This window comes from Parabacteroides vesiculifaciens (assembly GCF_049860805.1).
Lineage (GTDB): Bacteria > Bacteroidota > Bacteroidia > Bacteroidales > Tannerellaceae > Parabacteroides.
The window spans coordinates 2262914-2284911 of the sequence record NZ_CP187555.1; the positions used below are offsets into that span (position 1 = coordinate 2262914).

18 protein-coding genes are annotated in these 21998 nt (G+C 47.9%); 11 read left to right on the top strand and 7 right to left on the bottom strand.

Annotated features, from left to right (window positions below; translation table 11 throughout):
• Positions 1-43 precede the first annotated feature (43 nt).
• Positions 44-1159 (bottom strand): 6-bladed beta-propeller, encoded by a 1116-nt coding sequence (locus ACPYIV_RS09200; RefSeq protein WP_425886390.1) that lies wholly within the window; start codon positions 1157-1159, stop codon positions 44-46.
• Positions 1156-2283: a hypothetical protein gene (locus ACPYIV_RS09205; RefSeq protein ID WP_425886391.1), complete on the bottom strand. Its 1128-nt coding sequence runs from the start codon at positions 2281-2283 to the stop codon at positions 1156-1158. Before ACPYIV_RS09205 ends, ACPYIV_RS09200 begins: the two co-directional genes overlap by 4 nt.
• 252 nt (positions 2284-2535) lie before the next feature.
• Here ACPYIV_RS09205 and ACPYIV_RS09210 point away from each other — a divergent pair, with 252 nt between their 5' ends.
• Positions 2536-3459: a DMT family transporter gene (locus ACPYIV_RS09210; RefSeq protein ID WP_301705415.1), complete on the top strand. Its 924-nt coding sequence runs from the start codon at positions 2536-2538 to the stop codon at positions 3457-3459.
• 82 nt (positions 3460-3541) lie between these two features.
• Here ACPYIV_RS09210 and ACPYIV_RS09215 read toward each other — a convergent pair whose 3' ends face one another.
• Complete coding sequence (locus tag ACPYIV_RS09215) at positions 3542-4441, bottom strand: 1,4-dihydroxy-2-naphthoate polyprenyltransferase (protein WP_425886392.1); 900 nt, start codon at positions 4439-4441, stop codon at positions 3542-3544.
• Positions 4442-4530: 89 nt separating this feature from the next.
• On the opposite strand from ACPYIV_RS09215, the gene ACPYIV_RS09220 reads away from it, so the two are divergent.
• The 4 genes from ACPYIV_RS09220 to ACPYIV_RS09235 all read left to right on the top strand — a co-directional run bounded on the left by ACPYIV_RS09220 (position 4531) and on the right by ACPYIV_RS09235 (position 6626).
• Positions 4531-4935, top strand: a complete 405-nt coding sequence (locus tag ACPYIV_RS09220) for a hypothetical protein (RefSeq protein WP_293732235.1) — start codon at positions 4531-4533, stop codon at positions 4933-4935.
• A 108-nt stretch (positions 4936-5043) separates the two neighbouring features.
• Entirely contained in the window at positions 5044-5250 is a 207-nt protein-coding gene (locus ACPYIV_RS09225; protein ID WP_293732236.1) for a hypothetical protein, read from the top strand.
• A 31-nt stretch (positions 5251-5281) separates the two neighbouring features.
• Positions 5282-5491, top strand: a complete 210-nt coding sequence (locus ACPYIV_RS09230; RefSeq protein ID WP_293732237.1) for a hypothetical protein — start codon at positions 5282-5284, stop codon at positions 5489-5491.
• Between the two features lie 196 nt (positions 5492-5687).
• Complete coding sequence (locus tag ACPYIV_RS09235) at positions 5688-6626, top strand: calcium/sodium antiporter (RefSeq protein ID WP_425886393.1); 939 nt, start codon at positions 5688-5690, stop codon at positions 6624-6626.
• 85 nt (positions 6627-6711) lie between these two features.
• On the opposite strand, the gene ACPYIV_RS09240 is transcribed toward ACPYIV_RS09235, so the two are convergent.
• Entirely contained in the window at positions 6712-10209 is a 3498-nt protein-coding gene (locus ACPYIV_RS09240) for a chitobiase/beta-hexosaminidase C-terminal domain-containing protein (protein WP_425886394.1), read from the bottom strand.
• A gap of 150 nt (positions 10210-10359) precedes the next feature.
• On the bottom strand, positions 10360-11121 hold the full coding sequence (locus tag ACPYIV_RS09245; RefSeq protein WP_293732240.1) for a DUF4469 domain-containing protein: 762 nt from the start codon (positions 11119-11121) through the stop codon (positions 10360-10362).
• 123 nt (positions 11122-11244) lie between these two features.
• On the opposite strand from ACPYIV_RS09245, the gene ACPYIV_RS09250 reads away from it, so the two are divergent.
• Both ACPYIV_RS09250 and ACPYIV_RS09255 read left to right on the top strand, forming a co-directional pair.
• The gene (locus tag ACPYIV_RS09250) at positions 11245-11493 is read left to right on the top strand and encodes a hypothetical protein (protein WP_293732241.1); all 249 of its coding nucleotides are present in this window, start codon (positions 11245-11247) and stop codon (positions 11491-11493) included.
• Complete coding sequence (locus ACPYIV_RS09255) at positions 11490-11663, top strand: type II toxin-antitoxin system RelE/ParE family toxin (RefSeq protein WP_425886395.1); 174 nt, start codon at positions 11490-11492, stop codon at positions 11661-11663. The genes ACPYIV_RS09250 and ACPYIV_RS09255 overlap by 4 nt, the downstream gene beginning before the upstream one ends.
• A 285-nt stretch (positions 11664-11948) precedes the next feature.
• Here ACPYIV_RS09255 and ACPYIV_RS09260 read toward each other — a convergent pair whose 3' ends face one another.
• Complete coding sequence (locus tag ACPYIV_RS09260; protein ID WP_301705631.1) at positions 11949-12908, bottom strand: tyrosine-type recombinase/integrase; 960 nt, start codon at positions 12906-12908, stop codon at positions 11949-11951.
• Positions 12909-13039: 131 nt separating this feature from the next.
• The gene (locus tag ACPYIV_RS09265) at positions 13040-15085 is read right to left on the bottom strand and encodes a M13 family metallopeptidase (RefSeq protein ID WP_299363394.1); all 2046 of its coding nucleotides are present in this window, start codon (positions 15083-15085) and stop codon (positions 13040-13042) included.
• A 158-nt stretch (positions 15086-15243) separates the two neighbouring features.
• Here ACPYIV_RS09265 and ACPYIV_RS09270 point away from each other — a divergent pair, with 158 nt between their 5' ends.
• The 4 genes from ACPYIV_RS09270 to ACPYIV_RS09285 all read left to right on the top strand — a co-directional run bounded on the left by ACPYIV_RS09270 (position 15244) and on the right by ACPYIV_RS09285 (position 21671).
• Positions 15244-17583: a beta-galactosidase gene (locus ACPYIV_RS09270; RefSeq protein WP_300761521.1), complete on the top strand. Its 2340-nt coding sequence runs from the start codon at positions 15244-15246 to the stop codon at positions 17581-17583.
• Positions 17584-17593: 10 nt separating this feature from the next.
• Positions 17594-19015, top strand: coding sequence for a glycoside hydrolase family 30 protein (locus ACPYIV_RS09275; RefSeq protein WP_293732244.1), 1422 nt, complete (start codon positions 17594-17596; stop codon positions 19013-19015).
• A gap of 81 nt (positions 19016-19096) precedes the next feature.
• The gene (locus ACPYIV_RS09280) at positions 19097-20635 is read left to right on the top strand and encodes an alpha-N-arabinofuranosidase (protein WP_425886396.1); all 1539 of its coding nucleotides are present in this window, start codon (positions 19097-19099) and stop codon (positions 20633-20635) included.
• Positions 20636-20759: 124 nt separating this feature from the next.
• Positions 20760-21671, top strand: coding sequence for a nucleotidyltransferase (locus tag ACPYIV_RS09285; RefSeq protein ID WP_293732246.1), 912 nt, complete (start codon positions 20760-20762; stop codon positions 21669-21671).
• The last annotated feature ends 327 nt before the right edge of the window (positions 21672-21998 follow it).

The window sequence follows — 21998 nt, forward strand, 5'->3', positions numbered from 1 at the left end:
CCGGAACACTTTTCCAGGTCCGATAAAGGAGGATATAATTTCGTTATTCGCATGCATAGCGCAGCAATACCGGATTATCATCCTCCTTTATCATTTCAAAACCTTCCTTACCAGTCAGGTCGGCAGCTTCCCTAATCGCATATAGAGAACCGGGGACAGATGTCTTCATCAGCCTCCTGCCCTTATCAACCGACAGGCAAGCATTAGGCGAAACGAGGTTCGTATGCGGATAAAACAAATCCTGTTTCTTGTCATATAGCGCCATAAACGGTTTCATCTGCTCCCCGTCATATTTCGAAACCGTATAGAATGCAAAGGCATACCCTTTCGTTTCAAACAGATCGAATATTTGTACACGCGGACCGTCCGGCCTTACTTTCGTCGTAAAATCAGCCGTCAACGTTAACTCATCATACGACCATTTCATTTTGCCGGTCTGGAAAAGCCATGCCGGTTCGATCCGGTTTTCGCCAACCCGGTAAACGGTATCGTTAAAGTAATGGAACATATATAAGCAATCATCGAGGTCATAGGTAAAAGTCTGCCCCATAAACCCCTCCGTTCCCATTTCCCGGTCACGTTTACATAATGTGTCCATCCGGGCGGCCTGTACATCATAGCAATATAAGTCCGGCATAACCGAATTACCGGTTGTCAGATAATATATTTTCCCATTCTTATACCTGAAATTATCCATCCAGGTTTCTTCCGGCAACTTGAAAGAATGCAGGAAGCGACCGTCAAAATCATAGACAGTCATTTTACGGCCGAAGTAATCCATCACATATAAAGAATGCTCCTTTTCAACCGGTTGGATGGCTTTGGCAGACACATATTCCTCCGGTCCCTGTCCAACCGCACCTATATGCTGAAGGAAACGGCCGGACTTGTCAAACTTATAAATCAGATTATCAGATATCAACCAATAGAAATCGGAGCTTTCCTCCAGCACTGATATATTCTTGATCAGACAATCGTCCGTCGTTTCGAGCGGTATCGCATCACCCTTCATTCCCAAAGCATCAAGAGACAACTCCTTATCCGGATCGATCAGCCCTGCATCATTCAACGTCAAAGACAATAAGCCTGAGTCTGTTTCCCGCTGGCAGGAACAAAACAGCAACCCCAATAAAAGCCCTGTCAAATTCAATGTTTTCATCTCTTTTTATTTTTTATAGGTATCCAATAGAAGTAATTTAAAATCAAGTTATCCCGATCCGGGGCATTCTCCAAATTATACGGAAGTTCCTTTTTCCCCTCTTTGAGATGGTCGGCCGGATCATATATCTGTAAAAAACAGGTTCCCTCCTCGTTCAGATAAACAGGGAACCGGGTATCCATTGCGATCGTCTGCCCCTGAATAAAAAACTCATAGCCTGAATCCTTTATCTTTAGATCTTTATAGAGGATAGCCATCGTGGTACACCTGTACAACTTTTCTTTCACGAGATAGTCGGAACGGTACTGTATCCACCAATAGTCTTTAGTTTCCCAAAAACCGGTTATGCATAAACGCCTGTTATTTTTCAATACATGCGTCTTATTTCCCAACCGTGCCCCGTCCTTTCCCATGTTACAGGTGAAAACCGGAAGGCAGCTATCCCCTTTCAACAGGTACAGCGTATCGTTCAACAAATACTTATAGAATCTGCCTTCCACCCCATTACCGGCCACCTGCAACGGGCAAGCCATGCTATCGGGCAGAGTCGTCGGTTTCCGTCCTTTTCCCCTGATAGGCAAACGGACAGGCTCCCCGCCGAAAGTTTTTATTCTGAATACAGCCGGATCGGGAAATTCATCTGTTAACAAGACAAGTTGTCCGCCTCCCGTACAATCGACCCCCGTATATGTATACGTCCGGTCGAGCAGCATACGTCCATTTTCCTTTCCATCGGACGAGAAAGAAACCAGTTCCGCCGTCCTCCCGTCCAGCCCGTATAACGTGCTGGTTAGCGTGTCGAGTGCGAAAGAGCTAAAACTGTCCGATGAAAGAAAGCGATGTCTTAACTTCCCGGATGGAAATTCGTAACAACGCAATTCACCGTCTGCCAATACGTATAAAGATTCTCCCATAACCGTCATCTTAGAAAGATCCTTCGGATGGAAACCACTCGTACTATCCAGGAATAAAGCTCCATAGTTCCGGATCTGATAGCCGGGAGAATCATCCAGTACGATGCAATCGATATTTTGTAGCTTTTCGATATCCAACACCGGCAAAGGTTGTTTTCTCCCGCAGGAGAAACAACTTATAATAAAAAGCAAAACAAGTACTTTTTTCATAATTCCTTTCTTTTCAGGTAAAAATAAACAGCAACCGGATACAAATAGGATGTAGGAGCAGATTTAACAAAAACGAGCAAACAGATTGTCCAAATATTGGACAATCACTGCTTTGTCGTAGCCAAAGCATAGTTTTAGCCTCCCTAAAGCTATGCGTTACGTCCCGTAACTAAGTACCATGCGTAAATTTTGGTGCGGTTGCCCGTTTCAACTATCTTTGCAACCGTTTTATAAAGAAGAAGGAGTAGTGCTATGAATAATTTAAAAGGGTTTGCCTTTGGTATATTGACATCCGCGACATTCGGGTTAATCCCGTTGTTCACGTTGCCTTTGATGGCGAAAGGGATGCAATTCGATTCCATCCTGTTCTATCGTTTCCTATTTGCAGCACTGGCTTTGACGGGTATTATGGCCGCAAAGAAAGAATCTTTCCATGTGGAAAAGAGGGAAATCCCGGTATTGGTGCTATTAGGCTTTTTCTATACCGCCTCGGCCATGTTCCTGTTCTGGGGATATAACTTCATGTCGGCCGGAATCGCTACGACGCTACATTTCACCTATCCGATATTCGTGACGCTGATCATGCTGCTCGTCTTCCGGGAAAAGACATCCTGGATCACCTTGATGGCGATCGTATTGGCTATTTGCGGAGTGGCGCGCCTTTCGATCAATGAAGGAGAAATGAAGCTGAGCGCGGTAGGTGTTTTCATCGTTTTGTTGTCCGCGGTAGGATATGCGCTCTACATCGCAACCGTCAATAAATCGCGCGTACAAAGGATGACCGGGCGCAAACTGACCTTTTACGTGTTCATCGTCAGCACGATTCTGTTTGCCATCAAAGCCGGAACCAACGAAGGCATACAACCGGTTCCCGACATAATGTCTCTTGTCAATCTGATTCTGTTGGCGATTGTTCCGACGGTTATCTCCAACATCACCCTCGTTCTGGCTGTACATAATATCGGAGGGACGCTCACCGCCGTATTGGGAGCCGTGGAACCTATCACCGCCGTTTGTGTCGGGGTATTGGTTTTCAGTGAGCCGTTCACTCCCGACCTGGCGACAGGCATCCTACTTATCATCATCGCCGTAACCCTGATAATCCTATCCAAATCTATACAGGGCACACTACGGAAAATATACAGGAAAGCGACTCATTCACAGATACTGAAATAAGTCTTTACAATCGATGTCCTACGTTTATAGTCCCGTGAGCCGACGATACTTACTCTCGCAAAGAGAACTTACGGCAGCCCTATTACAGGCCAGATCCAATATATACGAATAAAAGGGAAAGAGTTGCCGCAAAAAGGAATACATTGCGTGCGGTATGTCCCAATGTGCGGTTCAAGGCTCTTCCTTCCAGCACGAACAGTTCCCGTGTCGTATAAAAGCAAAGGGCGAACAGGATTCCGAATAAAAACAGAATCCACCAGGGGGCATCCAGAATAAGCGGGAGAACCAGGATAAACGCGATACATTCATTCAGGATATAAAACACCCGCCCGAAGCGGCGGCCGAACAAAACGATCGTAGTCCGTTTGCGGGTAGCCTTATCCTGCTCGTAATCCCGATAATTATTGACAACTAAGATATTCACAGACAACAATCCCAATGCCACAGACAATAAAAAAGACAATAAGGAGAAGCTCAGCGTCTGTACATAATAGGTGAAACAAACGGGTATAACCCCGTAAAACAATAATACGCAGACATCCCCCAGCCCGTTATAGGCCAAAGGAAAAGGGCCGGCAGAATAGGCCAGCACACATATGGCGATCGCAATCCCCACCCATATCAGCCGCCAGTCCGCAAAACAGATCAGCAACAAACCGAAGAGGCAGGCCAACCCCAACGTAACAAACGTGCCCGTCAGCATAGCCTTCGGCGTGATCCAGCCTTGTGCGACCGCACGCTCCGGTCCTAACCGGTCTTCCCGGTCGGCCCCCTTCTTAAAATCGAAATAATCATTAGCAAAGTTACTGGCTATCTGGGCAAAAAGAGCCACAAGGAAGCACAATACCGCCGGTACGATATCGAACGCCCCGTCATAATAGGCCAATGCACATCCCAACAAAACCGGACTGACAGAGGCTGGCAAAGTTCTGGGACGTGCCGCCTCCGCCCAAGCCCCAACAAGAGATTTTTGATCTTCCATATCTGTTTTCAGCATAATTTGCGTGCAAAAATAAAAACAAAAAGGGCACATATTTGTTTTTTAAGTAATAATTCATATATCTTTGCAGCATGAAGAATTTCCTATTCATATTGACTCTGCTGTTCGGTATGTTGCTTTTTGTACCCGAAGAAGTACAGAAGGATCATACTATGCTTGATCTGCATACACAGAAAGAGGCTATTATGATGGAGAAAGGGACTTCCGATATGCAGCATAACCTGGAAATCCTGAGTAGCGACCTCAAAGGCAGCAATTGCCTGACACCTCGCAGAACAATCCAGAATGCCGGCAATACATCAAACATACGGTTACTGAAAATTGAAGAAAAGGCAATCCAGTTCTTTCGCCTGAAAGAAATCAATCTTCTCCGGAAAGTATCCGAAGAGGTGACAATATGTCAAACCATTAACTTCTCATCCCTCCTTTGCCGCATGGGATACCATGTGTATGGCCTGCGGAAAATCATTATTTAATTGTATGTGAATAATCTGATTTCGTATGGGACATTGGTTCCATACCATTCCCTTATTGCATTTTTTCGAATGCGAACAATACATTATTCACCTTTAAATTAAATAATTATGTCTACTAAAAAGAATAAATTCAGCATCTATATTTATGTCGTTATTACTATTGTCGGTTGTGTACTCGCTTGCAGTTCCATCATCCCGAATGATTATCTGAAATTAGTGATCGTTATGGGAGCACTCGGCGTGGGCCTGTATGGTATCATGAGAGGTCTTAGCACTCCTTCCACCACGGAAGAAACAGCTATCGATGAAAAATAAAGAGTCGTTTCACAACTAAAAAAGTACAGACATGAAAATAAATAAAGATCTTGTGGATGCAACTATGATGTTGGCATTCATTATTTTGGTATTAATTGGAACAACCGACTTCTCTAATATGTTATTAAAAGAAATAACAATGGGTAGTCTTGCCCTGCTAAGTGTAGCAATGATTGCTTTACGGGTCATTCAAATGCGGCAGGAAGCCAATAGTCCTCGTGAAGAAGAATACAAATATTAAATAATTCCTAACCACCCTAACTGAATGTCTATTAGCTTCCTGTTGTTTGCTTCGGGGTGATCCCGAGGATTTCCGAGGTACGTTTTTCTGCCTATAAAACAACTTGCTGTTTACTTGGTCACGGTAAATATTCTTTGCCGGGCAACAGGAAGCAAGACATTTTAATAGATTCACAAACTAAAAGGATGAAGGGGCCATGATAACAAGTCTGACGTTATTGATTCTTTCGCTGGTTGCACTTTACATAGGAGCCGGCTGGTTGGTTCAAGGGAGCTCTGCTTTAGCTCTCAAAGCCAAAGTTTCACCGTTGGTGATCGGTTTGACAATTGTCGCATTCGGCACAAGCGCACCGGAACTGGTTGTAAGCCTGAATGCCACGCTCAGTGGACAGGGGGATATCGCAATCGGGAACATTGTAGGCTCGAACATCTTCAACATCGGGGTTATATTAGGAGTCTCGGCAACCATCTGTCCGCTTCAGGTAAAAAAACAATTGCTTCGTATCGATATCCCGGTCATGCTGGCCGCAACCCTATTACTGACCGTCCTTTTCTGGAACGGGACATTAAGCCGCGTAGAAGGCTTTTTCTTCCTGGCCGGTATTATCGTTTATACATTATTCAGCCTGTTCTATTCCCGCAAACATGGAGAAGGGCCGAACCTGGAACTCGAAGAACAGCCTAAACACTGGGCTGTCGACACACTGGCGATCATAGGCGGACTGGCCGTCTTAGTCTGTGCCTCCCGCTTATTGGTGGACAACGCGGTTTCAATCGCCAAAGAGCTCGGCATGAGCGAAGCAGTTATCGGACTTACGATCGTTGCAGCCGGAACCAGTATGCCGGAGCTGGCAACCTCCATCGTTGCCGCCTACAAACGTAAAACGGACATCGCCATAGGGAATATCGTCGGCTCAAGCTTATTCAATATACTGGCTATAGCTGGTTCCTGCTCGCTTGTACATCCCATCGAAGCTAAAAATGTAAACTACATCGACCTGTTGGTCATGCTGGCCATATCCGTCCTGCTATTGCCACTGGTAAAAAACGGACAAAAAATATCCAGGACAGAGGGGTTCGTCTTGATTCTCTTCTATGTGATTTACATATTCTGGCTACTTCGCGACACCATCTGACGACATTTATGCAAAAACACAAAAAAGAGATGCATCAAAGCAATACAACTTCGATACATCTCTTTCTGTAAATGATTTTTGTGAACTACCGCACACTCACTTTCCGGCAAGAACCGTCAGAAAGCCGGACCACATAAACGCCCGGTTGCAAACCTGTGATCTGGTTGCTGCCGGAAGAGAGATGCAGGTGACGGACGATGCGGCCTCCAATCGTCAAGACCTGTGCCTCGGCAGGTACCAGCCGGTCGATATAGACAACATCGCGGACGGCGTAGATACGGTTTCCGTCTTCAACGACGGCATTGGCGGTCGGATCGTCAATCGGCTCGACAGAGGCACGGACATAGATATCGTTGTAGACGGAACGGATGCGGTAGGTTCCGTTTGTCGACGGCTCGACTGTTTTCCAACGTCCGGTACGCCCGCTTTTATATTCCACGACCAAAGTCGACGGGTCATAACCTTCGGCTACTTCCGCTTTGACTACGAACGAGTAGCCTTCCTCAACGGTCGTCACGTTTGCAGAAAGCAAGACACTATCGTTCGGTTCGAACGATATATCATAGTAGGAAGGGACATAAGGCGGAACCACGACATCTTTCTCGAAGTTGGCAATCAGTGCGACCTCTCCTGTCACGGTCAATTCATATGGATTCGCCGTCTGCCCGTCACTCCAGCCCTTAAAGTGATAGCCACTATTCGGAGTGGCGGTCAGCGTCAGCTTCGCCCCTTCGGGATACAAACCGCCTTCTTCCGGGGTGGCATCAGTAATGACCGTCACGCTGCCCATGGCGGCATCATTGGGGGAGACGGTGACTTTGAAGAACGTTCCGGGGACAAAATCTTTCTCTGCCACGCCGCTTGTCAGGTCATCCATTATGGCGATTGCTTTTACGGTCATCTGCTCGTTCAGGGTAAAACTGTCGTTATAAGGTGTGCTCTCAGATGTAGGGTCCGATCCGTCAAGCGTATAATAGATCTTGGCACCGGCCAAAGCCGTTATCGTAACGGTTGTCTCCTGTTTAAACGGGGTCTTCCCCTCAATAACCGGGGCACTCAAACCAAAGACAGGATTATTATTGGCATCAAACTTCCAGGTCTTCGCAAAAGGCCCGTCGGGATGGGCGGCGTTGTATTCGTTTACATATTGATTCATTTGGGTAATCCAGGCATCGCCTTCCATTTTATTTAATCCTTCAATTTTCAGGCTTTCATCCGTTGGTTCTACATCTGTAGCAATACCCTCCAAACCGTCTTGCTTTTGATAAAAGTTATTTTTGGTACTAATAATGCCTTCCCCTGGTAAACATAAAGCAAAAGATGCTTTCGCCTCTCCAGCACTCGTCACCTTCCCCTTACTGAAGCCAAGTTCAATAGTCGTAGTACGGCCTTTCTCCGCCTGCACCACGCCAAATCCACCGACAAATTCGGCTCCCGATATATCAGCAAAGTTTCCGCTATTTATAATTGAAATATTACCTTCATTAGATGGAGATTCCGCCGGTGTCAGTCCTATAATACCGCCGGTACAGTAGCCTTCGTTACTAACGGGTCCTTTATTGATTGTATTTATCAATGCAATACCATCATTACATCCGGATGCCCCGTTTGAAGCAACACCAAGAATTCCTCCTGCTGACTGAAAGTCTGTGCCTTTCCCCACAATAGAACCGGAATTAACGCAATCCATAATAACGGTATTTCCTTCACTATTTCCGAGAATTCCTCCGACTCCACTTCCATTCACTGGGCCGTTCACTCCGGTTATCATACCCGAATTCACACAATTCGTTATTTTCCCGTTATAGAAATTACCTGCAATTCCACCAATAAAACTCCGACCTGTTATTGTAGCATCATTCACACAGTCTGTAATATTGCAACCTTCTGCATTACCGACAATACCGGCTATAGAACTTGATCCTTCGCCGCGCAAGATCCCTTTACTCTTAACATTAGAGATCTCTCCTCCTTTCATTTGTGCCACCACGATCCCGGCATTATTTCCACTATTATAGATATCTCCATCTACCGTCAGGTTCTTTATCGTGCCGCCTTTCACAGCTCCGAAGAACCCTTTATACATATATGTAGTACGCGGATCCGGAATTTTAATCTTAACCGTTTGGTTATTGCCATCAAACGTACCGGCGAAATAATATGGCATCTCCATATTCGATACTGTGCCGATCGGTATCCATTCCTTTTCAGTCATATCCCAGTCGTTTGTCTCTGCCAACTGAACCGTTTTCCCGGCAAAGGTCTCATACATCCTGTTCACCCGCTCGACAAACCAAGCCAGACCCTTTTTCGTCGAGATCGTGCATACGTTATCCTGGCAAGTATAATCCACATCCTCTTCCGCCTCTTTCCTGGGTATAAAACTTCCGTTTTCGTCCCATGACAGATATTCTTCATCCGTATTCTTTTGTTTAACCCAACCGTTCAGTTTTGCCGTCAAATCGGTCGGTATCACCGTAGCTCCTGTAACCGTACCCGTCACATTCCCAAACACATTCAGGTTGCTATTTTCTGCATAGAAGCAATTGTCCAAGGTTACTGCACTCGCAGACATTCCGACCAATACGCCTTGATAATTCGATTTGGTGGTCTCGCTCGGCGACAAAGACGAAAGCGTCCCCTTATAATAACTGTTGGAAATGGCCAATCCTGTAGTAGAAGAACTCTTATGGCCTAACAACCCTCCTATCGAAATCTCAGCAGAGGCTTTAGTCTGTATACCTTGCAAATTAATGGCAGAGGTAGAAGCGCTATTCTCAATCTGGCAAGCTGTAGTTCCCGTATCAAAACAGCCTACCAATCCTCCCGCATACACCGTTGTCATGGAATTAGTCCAACTTCCCCCTACCTGGATACTCCCGGACGAAAAGCAATTGCGCACGGTGATGTCATACGCATTTCCGACAAGCCCCCCAACAGCAATGCCAAAATTGCTGTCTGGATTTGTAGTATTATAATCGACTATAGTACAACTGACATTTGCCTTCGATGACAATATAGTCGCATATGACGAATAACCGACCAGCCCTCCAATAGAAGAATAACTGCTACCACCCGTTGCAGATATCGAGCCTTCGACATCGCAGTTTTCAATCGTAGCCTGAGATTGTGTTCTACTGGCCAAAACCCCGACAGAAACTTTTAATTGGTTTGAACTTATTTCTGCACCTGTCAACTTCAAATCGGAAACGGTTCCTTCCAAAACCCCGAACAACCCTCCAACTGCGTTTCTTTCCAAACCCGTAACCGTCAGATTCGAGATCGTATGGTTATTACCTCTGAAACATCCGGTAAATGCATTAGAGCCATTGCCTATCGGTGTCCACTCCTTTCCCGCCAGATCGATATCGTCCATCAGAATAAACACCTTATACTTTAATGTTCCATCATTCACTTTTTGGGCCACCCAAGCCAATTGCCGGGGAGTTTCGATCCTATACACAAGATCATCCCTTTCCGGCGTGATTGCCGATACATCGTCACTCCAATTGCCCTCTGCACGTAGTTGAGTTACAGAGAGAGAAAAAAGAATAGTTAATAAAAGCAGTAATTGTTTCCTCATATTTATATGCTTTAAAGATTAGTCATTTTAACATTTTTTCCGTAGGGTTCCTCCGGGCATACCCGGAGGCCGTCTCCCCTTATGCCCGTAGGGCGTCTCCGGGCGTACCCGGAGACGCCCTACGGTTAGGCTGGTAGGCAGGCTCCGGTATCAGAGTTCGCCAGGACGTTCTTCTTCTCCCCCGCCACCCGGTTTGTTGCCGACATAAAGCAGGGTCGGGAAAGTATATGTACGCGCTGATTTCACTAAGCGGTTGCCGGAGGCATATTGTGTAGTGATACTCAAAGTATATTCACCGTCTTCCATTGCAGGCATAAGGACAGTCAGTTGGGAAGGATTGTTATGGATCACCAAAGGACATTTCTGAGCCGTGCCACCTGTTTTGGTGAAGAAGACGCCGATCGTTTCACCTTCGCCGTCCACTCTGATATTCGTTCCGTTGATGATGGCGGCGCTTCCGGAGGTCAGCAGCATGTTTTCTTCGCCGGTAGCAGAGTCGATAATATCGTTGATTACCGGGCCGGTAGTCGCCTTGCGGGTCTCTACTTTAACGGCGTTCAACATGTCGCGCAGGAGCTTCCCGATCGTGTACGTCACTCCTAACTTGTTCTTGGCGGGATCAAACGAGGCTGTTTCTCCGATAAAGGGACCGCTGATGTTCACTAAGTATTGGCCCACTCCGTCCACGACGCTCTTTCCCATCGAGATAAGAAGGGCCTTTTCCTGGTCTGCCATATTGAGGATATGCTCGATCGTTTCCACTCTGAACTCGGAACCGCGGGCGACGATCCTTTCGGCAACCTGACGGTTACGTGCCGTCCCGGTAACACGGGGCTTGGCGGTGTAATCGTCCGTGCGTTCTGTCACTGCATTGTTGTACAGATCGGCACTTAAGATAATTTCTTCTGCCATGATTGTATGGTTTTTAATTAATAAATAGATTACCCTTATTTGCGATATAAGGGTAGCAGTTATTGCCTGTTATCCAAAATGATGTATCTTTGCTCACATAAACTAAAAACAGGAAGATACATTATGACAGCAATAGAATTAGAAGCTCGAAAAACAGAACTAATCCGCGAAATACTCAATATTGATAATAGTGAAGTATTGGATAAGGTCCGTCAAGAAATTCACAAATGGCTTTCCATTAGTGAAAAAATTCCGTGTGCCTATACGTTAGAAGAAATCAAACACCGACTTTCTTTAACTGCAGAAGATGCTATTGCAGGTAGAGGCATAGAAGAAGATGAAGCCAATAAAATAATAGATAGCTGGATATGAGACTAATCTGGCATCCCTTGGCTATGGATGATTTTAAGCAAATCATTGAATATTGCCGTCTTAACTTCGGAAAACATATATCTCGTAAAATACGGGCCAAGTACAAAAAAGATATTAGTTTATTGAAGGAACAACCATATTTAGGCTTTGAAGAACCCTTATTGAAGTAATTAAACTTATTGCAATATCATTCTTTGATAATCAATAATACAAAAGTTATTTATACAGTCCACTCTGATTATATATTTATTCATGTTTTATGGAATTGCCGTCGACAGCCTGAGTCTTTAATATCTGAAATAAAGAAAAGACAATAAATTTCCCCTCTACCTAAAAACATAAGCAGAATAATTTGTTATTGTTTGATAAATTATATTTACCTTTGGCGCGATTCGTAAGGTTAGAGGCTCTTAACCTTTGATTTACGTTTCAACCCTTATATCGCAAATAAGGGCTTATGCCCTCCTTCCCCTCATCAAGCAATCCACTTCACGCGTGACGATTCTGTTTGCCGCATCCAGTTCCGACTGGTCGAGGGATGCCAGATAATTACGGGTAGTTTTCTCCGACGTATGGCCGAGTGCCTGGCTGATAACAGCGACCGGCGTATGACAGCGCAACGCCTCCGTCGCCCAAGTATGCCGGAAAACATAGGAGGTCAGGGCGACCGGGACGGACAGACGTTCGCCTATGGCCTGAAGATTCCGGTTATACTGCCGCAAGTCACGTTTATACGCTTCGTGAGACGATTTACCTTCCGCCAGTGTGAGGGCGGGAAACAGATACGGGCTTTCGGACGAGACGTATTTGCCTAAGATATACCGCATCCCCGAAGTGATCCGTACCCGGATAAGCGTTCCGGTTTTAATACGGTTATATACCAACTCTTCTCCAACGATATTATCATGCGTCAGATGGGAAAGATCCACAAATGGGATTCCGCAGCCGAGGAAAGAAAAGATACAATAATCACGGGCTGTCTCCAAGCCGGGTTCATCTTTCATATCCATGCTGGCAATCTCCTTAATGGTTTCCAGACGGATGGCACGTTTTACCGTCTTTCCGGCATGAAGGGTAAGATGCGCAAACGGATGAACCGCAGGCGGGAGAGCCATTTCCTCCCTTACAGCAATATTATACATTGCCCGGAAATTGCTCATATAACTATTGATTGAATTCGTAGCCAGATACTCTTGTGAACAAAGGAAGCTATAGAATCCATCTACCAATGCAGGGGTAATCTCGGAAAACAGCAACTTATCATTTCCCCGGAACTTTCGCAACCAGTTGCAGGAAGCGCGATACAGGTCGGCTGTCGATTCTTTCCCTGCCGATCGTTTCCGCCGGATCAGCCGGTCCAAATACGGAAACACGCATACAGCCGGAATCTTTCGTTTTACATTCTTCTTTTTCATATCTCTTTCTGTTTTTAGATGAAGATACAACAAAGAAGGGGAAAGAGGGGTTTATCCTGGCACATAACAAAAAATCTCCTGATGCAAAGAAACTTACATCAGGAGATTCCTATCTATTCGGATTTTCCACCTTACCAGATCACCACCCGGTCAGCCGGCAGCATATACATCGGGTCGCCTTCTTTGATATCGAATGCGGTGTAGAAAGGATCGATGTTGCGGAGGGCGGCGTTGACACGCCATTTGCCTAATGAGTGCGGGTCGATCTTGGTCAGGCGCAGGATTTCTTCGGGGCGGATGTTTTGGGCCCAGAGATTGGCGTAGCCGAGATAGAAACGCTGTTCGTTGGTGAAGCCGTCGATCGGTGCCGGCGTTTCTTTGCCTTCCAAAGAATTGAGGTAAGCCAGGTGGGCGACCATCAGGCCACCCTGGTCGGCAATATTTTCACCCAAAGTGAAACGGCCGTTGGCATGAACGCTGTCCACCACGATGATATCGCTGTATTGCTGGGCCAGACGGTCGGCACGCTGCGTAAAGAGAGCGGCATCTTCGGCCGTCCACCAGTCGTTCAGGTTACCTTCCTTATCGTAGTTGCGACCCTGGTCGTCGAATCCGTGCGTCATTTCGTGACCGATCACGACACCGATAGCGCCATAGTTCACTGCATCGTCAGCAGCCGGATTGAAGAAAGGAGGTTGCAGGATGGCGGCCGGGAAACAGATCTCGTTCGTTGTCGGATTGTAATAAGCGTTTACCGTCTGCGGGCTCATTCCCCAACGAGCCTTATCGACCGGTTTGTCGACATCGGCCAGCATATAATTGACTTCAAAGATATTGGAACGGCGCACATTTGCCCAGTAAGAATCGTTCTTGATCTCCAGGCCACTGTAGTCGCGCCATTTGTCGGGATAACCGATCTTGACGATAAAGGCAGCCAGTTTCTCCTGTGCCTTCGCCTTCGTTGCGTCGCTCATCCATTCCAGGCCGGCGATACGGTCGCCTAAGGCTTTCTGCAGGTCACCGACCATCTTCAACATCTTCTCTTTGGAAGAAGCCGGGAAATATTTAGCCACATACATCTGGCCGACTGCTTCCGACAGTGCGTCGTTTACCGTAGACAGAGCACGTTTCCAACGGGGCTGCTGTTCCTGGCGGCCGGACATCGTCTTGCCATAGAAATCGAAATCGGCAGCTACAAACGGATCGCTCAGGTAAGGAGCGGCAGCGCTAAGCAGATTGAATGTCAGGTAATATTTCTGTTCGTCCAGAGTCGTGTTTTTCATCAGGGCGGACAGGCCTTCGTAGAACGGAAGCTGCTTCGCATCCAGATATTTGATTTCCATCATCCCCATACTTTCGAAGTAAACGTCCCAGTTCAACGGATCGTTTTTCGCTTTGAAGTCTTCTATGGACATCTTATTATAGTTCTTCTGCGAATCGCGCAGGTCTTCGCGGCTGAACGAGACTTCGGCAATGCCCTTCTCGATCTTCATGATTGCATTGACGGCTGCATCGGCCTGTTCGGGAGAACTTCCGATCAGGGTGAACAGACGGGTGATATAGTTTTTATAGGCTTCGCGCATCTTCAGGCTGCCTTCGTCTTCCAACAGGTAATAGTCGCGATCTCCCATGCCGAGGCCGGCCTGGTACAACTGTACGATGTTCATGGAACTGTTCTTCTCGTCGGCCCCGACATACAGGGCGAAGAAAGGCGCCATCCCCTCTTTGTGCAGGGTTGCCACCATCTTGGTCAATTCGTCTTTCGTACCTAATTTGTTAATCTCGGCAAGCTGGTCCTTGATCGGGGCATAGCCGTCTTCATTCAGTTTCACGCTATCCATCCCCATTGCGAACAGCATACCGATCTTCTGTCCTACGCTTCCCTCCTGCTGCGGAGTAGCGCTAAGACCTTCGATAAGCGTACGGATCTGTTCCTGATTGTTGTCCCGGAGCTGGTCGAAAGTGCCGAAACGGGCATATTCCGGTTTCAACGGATTGTTCTTCATCCAGCCACCACAAGCATACTGATAGAAATCGGTACCCGGAGCTACGGCAGTATCCAGGTTTGCCAGATTGATAGCGTCATTCTTCGCAGCCTCCTTCACAGGGGTCTTGCTGCATCCCACCATTGCAGCCATTCCGGCTGCGACAAGTGGTATCACCATTAACTTTTTCATTTTGTTCAACGTTTAATCATTACATTATGCGGCAAAGGTACACAAATTGAGGTAAACGGAACTATATTTTACCTTTTATGAACCATAAATATACCTGCACATAAGTGTTATTTATGTACTTTTATCCCCGGAAAATATTTATAAACTAATTTTATATCATGAAGTACCTACAGAACACAGCCGCATGGCTGATAGCCCTGTTTCTTTTTGTCTTTTCCGGCTGTAACCAAAAGCCGGCGGCCGAGCATACTTTTGCAATCGGCGACAAAACATTCCTGTTAGACGGGAAACCGTTTGTGATCAAAGCTGCGGAAATCCACTACACCCGTATTCCCGCCGAATATTGGGAGCACCGTATCCAACTTTGCAAAGCGCTCGGCATGAATACGATCTGTATTTATGCATTCTGGAATATCCATGAACAAAAACCCGGCGAGTTCGATTTCAGCGGACAGAACGATATCGCCGCTTTCTGCCGCCTGGCACAGAAACACGATATGTATATCATGCTGCGCCCCGGCCCTTACGTTTGTTCCGAATGGGAAATGGGAGGACTGCCTTGGTGGCTGCTGAAAAAAGAAGACATCAAACTGCGTACCAACGATCCTTATTTCCTCGAACGCACCAAACTGTTCATGAATGAAATCGGGAAACAGCTTGCCGACCTCCAGATCACAAAAGGTGGCAATATTATTATGGTACAGGTCGAGAACGAATACGGATCTTATGCGACAGACAAAGAGTATATCGCCAATATCCGCGATATCGTGAAGGGAGCAGGATTCACAGACGTGCCCCTGTTCCAGTGCGACTGGAGTTCCAACTTCCAGAACAACGCGCTCGACGACCTGGTATGGACCGTCAACTTCGGTACGGGAGCCAATATCGACGAGCAATTCAAGAAACTGAAAGAAGTGCGTCCCAACACCCCGCTGATGTGTAGCGAGTTCTGGAGCGGCTGGTTCGACCATTGGGGACGCAAGCACGAGACACGCGATGCGGAGACGATGGTTTCCGGCCTGAAGGACATGCTCGACCGCAACATCTCGTTCTCCCTCTATATGACACACGGAGGAACGACTTTCGGCCATTGGGGAGGCGCCAACAGCCCAGCCTACTCGGCTATGTGCAGTTCTTACGATTATGACGCGCCTATCAGCGAAGCAGGATGGACGACACCCAAATATTTCAAGCTGCGCGAACTCCTTGCGGGCTATATGGACGAAGGAAAAACACAGTCAGAGGTACCGGCAGCAAAACCGATCATCGAAATACCCGAATTCGAGATGAAGGAGGTAGCTCCTTTATTCGGTAACCTGCCGGAACCGAAGACTTCCGAAGATATCAAACCGATGGAACAGTTCGACCAGGGTTGGGGAACGATCCTGTACCGGACCACTTTGCCCGCCGTAACATCCGGCACGACCCTTCTGATCACGGAAGTACACGACTGGGCACAGGTCTATGCGGACGGAAAACTGTTGGGCCGCCTGGACCGTCGCCGTGGCGAGAACTCGTTGAAACTGCCCGCACTGGCAGCCGGAACCCAATTGGATATCCTGGTAGAGGCTATGGGACGCGTCAACTTCGACAAGGCGATCCACGACCGCAAAGGGATCACCGAGAAAGTGGAATTGCTCAACGAAGGCTCTACCCAAGAGTTGAAGAACTGGCAGGTGTACAGCTTCCCGGTCGATTACCCGTTCGTGAAAGACAAAAAGTATGCTCCTGGCAAGAAATTAGACGGACCGGCTTACTACCGCGCAACGTTCAACTTAGAAGAAACAGGCGATGTATTCCTCGATATGCAGACCTGGGGAAAAGGTATGGTTTGGGTAAACGGGAAAGCCATGGGCCGCTTCTGGGAGATCGGACCGCAGCAGACACTCTTCATGCCGGGTTGCTGGTTGAAGAAGGGTGAAAATGAAATTATCGTCCTCGACCTGTTAGGCCCGGAAAAGGCGACGATCACAGGTCTGAACAAACCGATCTTGGATATGCTTCGCGCCGAAGCGCCTATGACACACCGTAAAGATGGTGAAAACCTGGATCTCAAAGGTGAAAAACCGGTAGCCGCAGGCGCATTGAAAGCCGGCAACGGCTGGCAGGAAGTCAAATTCGACGCTCCTGTGAAAGCCCGCTTCTTCTGCCTCGAAGCATTGAATGCACAGAACGGCAAAGACAATGCAGCCATTGCCGAATTTTACCTGTTAGGTGAAAACGGCAAGCCGCTCTCCCGCCAGCACTGGCAGATTGCATACGCCGATAGCGAAGAAACACAATGGGGCAACTATACTGCCGATAAGATCTTCGACCTGCAGGAATCGACCTTCTGGAACACGGCCTGGGGAGACAAATATCCGCATCAGGTAGTGATCGACCTGCGTGAAGACGTAGTCATTTCCGGCTTTCGCTACCTGCCTCGCGCAGAAGAAGGTTATCCGGGTATGATCAAAGAATACAAGGCGTATGCAAAGATGAGCCCGTTCAAGTTCTAAATCCATAGACATGAAAAGCATATTCATTAGTTTGATGGCCGCCGTCGCGCTTCCCCTGTTTGCCCAGGCGGAAGCGCCGGATAACGGGCGTGCCGTAGTCGATCCGTCGCAACGCTATCAGAAGCTCGAAGGCTGGGGCAGTTCCCTTTGCTGGTGGGCTGCGCAGGTCGGAAACTGGGATGAGGAGAAAGTGGACGAGATCGTCGACCTGATCACGTCTCCCGACAAACTGAACATGAACATCTTCCGTTATAATATCGGAGGAGGCGACGATCCGGCACATGCTGACGGCCACATGGTCAAAGGGAAAGGGAAACGGGCGGAAATGGAAGGATTCAAGGACTCCCCCACCGCCCCCTACAACTGGGAAGCGGATAAAGGGCAGCGTACGATCCTTCTGAAGATCAAAGAGAAACGCCCGGATGCCATCTTCGAAGCATTCTCCAACTCCGCCCCCTACTGGATGACCTATAGCGGTTGCGCCGCCGGGAATGCAGACCCGTTGAAAGACAACCTGAAACCGGAATATTACGAAATGTTTTGCGACTACCTGTTAGCTGTATGCAAGCATTACAAAACAGCCTACCGGATCGATTTCAGGACATTGGAACCCTTCAACGAGTCTTTCTCCGATTACTGGTATGCGGAAGGAAGCCAGGAAGGTTGCCATTTCGAACCGGAAAGCCAGATGAAAATCATCCGGATGTTATATCCCAAGCTGAAAGCTACGGGCCTCAACACCGTACTATCCGCATCCGACGAGACCAACCTCCGGCAATTCCTGACCGTCCAAAAAGCCTACCGGGCAGCCGGCGACATCTGGGACAAATTAGGGCAACTCAACACCCATACCTATTCCGGCACAAATGCCGAACGGGAAGAAGTGCGCCAACTCGTCCTGCAATCCGGCAAACCTTTCTGGCAATCGGAAACGGGACCCAGCGGCGGACAAGGCCTGGAAAGCAACCTGTTGCTCACCCAAAAACTATTCGACGACATGCGGATCATGCGTCCGCAAGCCTGGCTCGACTGGCAACTGATGGAAGAGGGCAATAACGAATGGTGCGTATTGCGCGGTAATTTCAAGACACAGGAATACAAGGCGATCAAGAACCTGTACGTCCGCATGCAAATCACCCGCTTCTTCAAACAAGGCTATACCTTTATCGAAACGGGCAACGCCGGGACGCTTGCCGCCCTTTCCCCCACGGGCAAAGAATTGGTTGTCGCCGTTTTGAACACGACCGGCTCGGAGCGTCCTTTGGTCATCGACCTGGACAAGTTCTCCGGCAAAATTGCTTCCATCAACAATTGGCGCACAAGCGAAACGGAAGATTGCCGCTCTTTCCGGCCGGTCGAAACCCAAGGGAAAAAGTTAGCTTACACCCGGCCGGCCAAGTCATTGACAACCTTCGTGATTGAATTGGAATAAGCCGCTTCCATTATAAACGACAGGTTTACCCGAAGTAAAACATAACTTTCATTCAAACAAAACATAGTAAACGAAAATAACATGAAAACAGTATTAGTGAGCTTAATGGCAGCCGCCACACTGCCACTCTTCGCCCAGAAAGACGCGAGCATCCGCATCTATCCGGAGCAGGGAACACAAGAGATCAGCAAACATATCTACGGACAGTTCGCCGAACACCTCGGAACCTGCATCTACGGCGGGTTGTGGGTCGGCCCCGAATCCGAAATACCCAATACCGAGGGCTATCGCAACGACGTGTTGAATGCCTTGAAAGATCTTCATATCCCCAACCTCCGTTGGCCGGGCGGCTGCTTTGCCGACGAATACCATTGGATGGACGGGATCGGTCCGAAGGAAAACCGTCCGAAGATGGTGAACAACAACTGGGGCGGCACGATCGAAGACAACAGTTTCGGCACGCACGAGTTCCTGAACCTCTGCGAACTGCTGGGTTGCGAACCTTATATCAGCGCCAACGTCGGTAGCGGGACCGTAGAAGAGATGGCCAAATGGGTAGAATACATGACATCGGAAGGCGACAGCCCGATGGCCCGCCTGCGCCGTAAGAACGGGCGTGACAAGGCATGGAAAGTCAAATTCATCGGCGTCGGCAACGAAAGTTGGGGATGTGGCGGAAGCATGCGCCCCGAATACTATGCCGACCTCTACCGCCGCTACTCCACCTACTGCCGCAATTACGACGGCAACCGGCTTTTCAAGATCGCCAGCGGCGCCAGCGACTACGATTATAACTGGACGGAAACGCTGATGAAAAACGTGGGCGGCCGGATGGATGGCATCTCCCTGCACTATTACACGGTGACCGGATGGAACGGCAGCAAAGGATCGGCCACGGATTTCAATAAGGACGATTACTACTGGACAATGGGCAAATGCCTCGAGATAGAAGATGTCGTCAGGAAACATATCCAGATCATGGACAAATACGACCCGCAGAAGAAAATCGCCCTGATGGTGGACGAATGGGGAACCTGGTGGGATGAAGAACCGGGAACGATCAACGGGCACCTGTTCCAGCAGAACACCATGCGCGATGCTTTCGTGGCAGCCCTCACCCTAAACGTATTCCATAAATATACGGATCGCGTCAAGATGACCAACATCGCCCAGATCGTCAACGTGCTCCAGTCCATGATCCTGACAAACGGTCCGAAGATGTTGCTCACGCCGACCTACTACGTTTTCCAGATGTACAACGTGCACCAGGACGCCACTTTCCTGCCGATGGACCTGATCTGCGACAAGGCTAAAGTGCGCGACAACCGCGAAGTGCCGATGGTAAGCGCCTCCGCCTCCAAGGACAAGAGCGGACGCATCCATATTTCTTTGGCTAATATAGATGTCGATAATGCACAAAACATCACTCTCGACCTGCAGGGACAAAAGATCAAAAACGTGAACGGCCGCATCCTGACCTCCGCCTCCATCAACGATCATAACACCTTCGAGAAACCGGACGTCGTAAAGCCGGCCAGCTTCAACGGTGCGAAAATCGAAAAGGGACAGCTCAAAGTCAATCTGCCTGCCAAGTCGATCGTAGTGTTGGAAGTGGAATGATTTATGATTGAACATGGCATCAAGTCAGGAGTAAGCGAATAAATCACAAATCATAAATCATAAATCATATTTATTTCCTACTTTTGCCCGAAGAAAACAAAAACACTATATAAACTTAAAGATTATGAAACCTACATTATTCTTATTGGCTGCCGGAATGGGAAGCCGTTATGGGGGCTTGAAACAATTGGACGGACTGGGTCCTAACGGTGAAACAATCATGGATTATTCCATCTACGACGCTATCCACGCCGGTTTCGGTAAACTCGTTTTCGTTATCCGTAAAGATTTTGAACAGGACTTCCGTGACAAAATCATCTCCAAATATGAAGGTCACATTCCTTGCGAACTGGTATTCCAGGCATTGGACAACCTGCCCGAAGGATTCACCTGCCCGGCAGAACGTACCAAACCGTGGGGGACGAACCATGCCGTCATGATGGGTGCCGATGTGATCAAAGAACCGTTTGCCGTTATCAATTGTGACGACTTCTACGGTCGTGACTCTTTCCAGGTGATGGGCAAGTTTCTTTCCGCCCTGCCGGAAGGTTCCAAAAACGTATATTCGATGGTAGGCTTCCGCGTAGGTAACACGTTGAGCGAAAGCGGTACGGTTTCACGCGGTATCTGCGGTACGGACGCAAACAACCTGTTGACATCCGTTGTCGAACGTACTAAAATCCAGCGTATCGACGGCGAAGTCAAATATATCGACGACAACGGCGAGTGGACCGCTACTCCCGACACGACTCCGGTAAGTATGAACTTCTGGGGCTTCACTCCTGATTACTTCGCTTACAGCCAGGAATTCTTCAAGACTTTCCTAAGCGATCCGAAGAACATGGAAAACCTGAAGAGCGAATTTTTCATTCCTCTGATGGTGGACAAATTGATCAGCGACAAGACCGCTACAGTCGAAGTTCTGGACACAGCCAGCAAATGGTTCGGCGTTACCTATCCGGAAGACCGCCAGGAAGTGGTAGATAAGATCCAGGCATTAGTCAATGCAGGTGAATATCCCGACAAACTGTTCTAAAAAAGTATTCAGAGGGCTGTAAGCCCGATAGTAAATAGCCCGGTAAAGGCAGACACTTCGAATTGGTATTGTGTCTCTCCTTTACCGGGCTTTTCTTTATTCGCATGAAATAATTCTATACATCCGGGTGTAGCCGCCCTGTACATCCGGATGTAGAAAGCGGCAACATCCGGGTGTAGAAAGCCGGAAGATGGGCGTGTTTCTGAACATTTCTGTGTGATACAGGTGTGACACAGGTGTGATACATGAATTCGGCATGTGTCACACCTTTTACATCTTGTTTATCAATGTCTGCAAGGCGAAGTGTGATAGAGTGACAGAGAATTC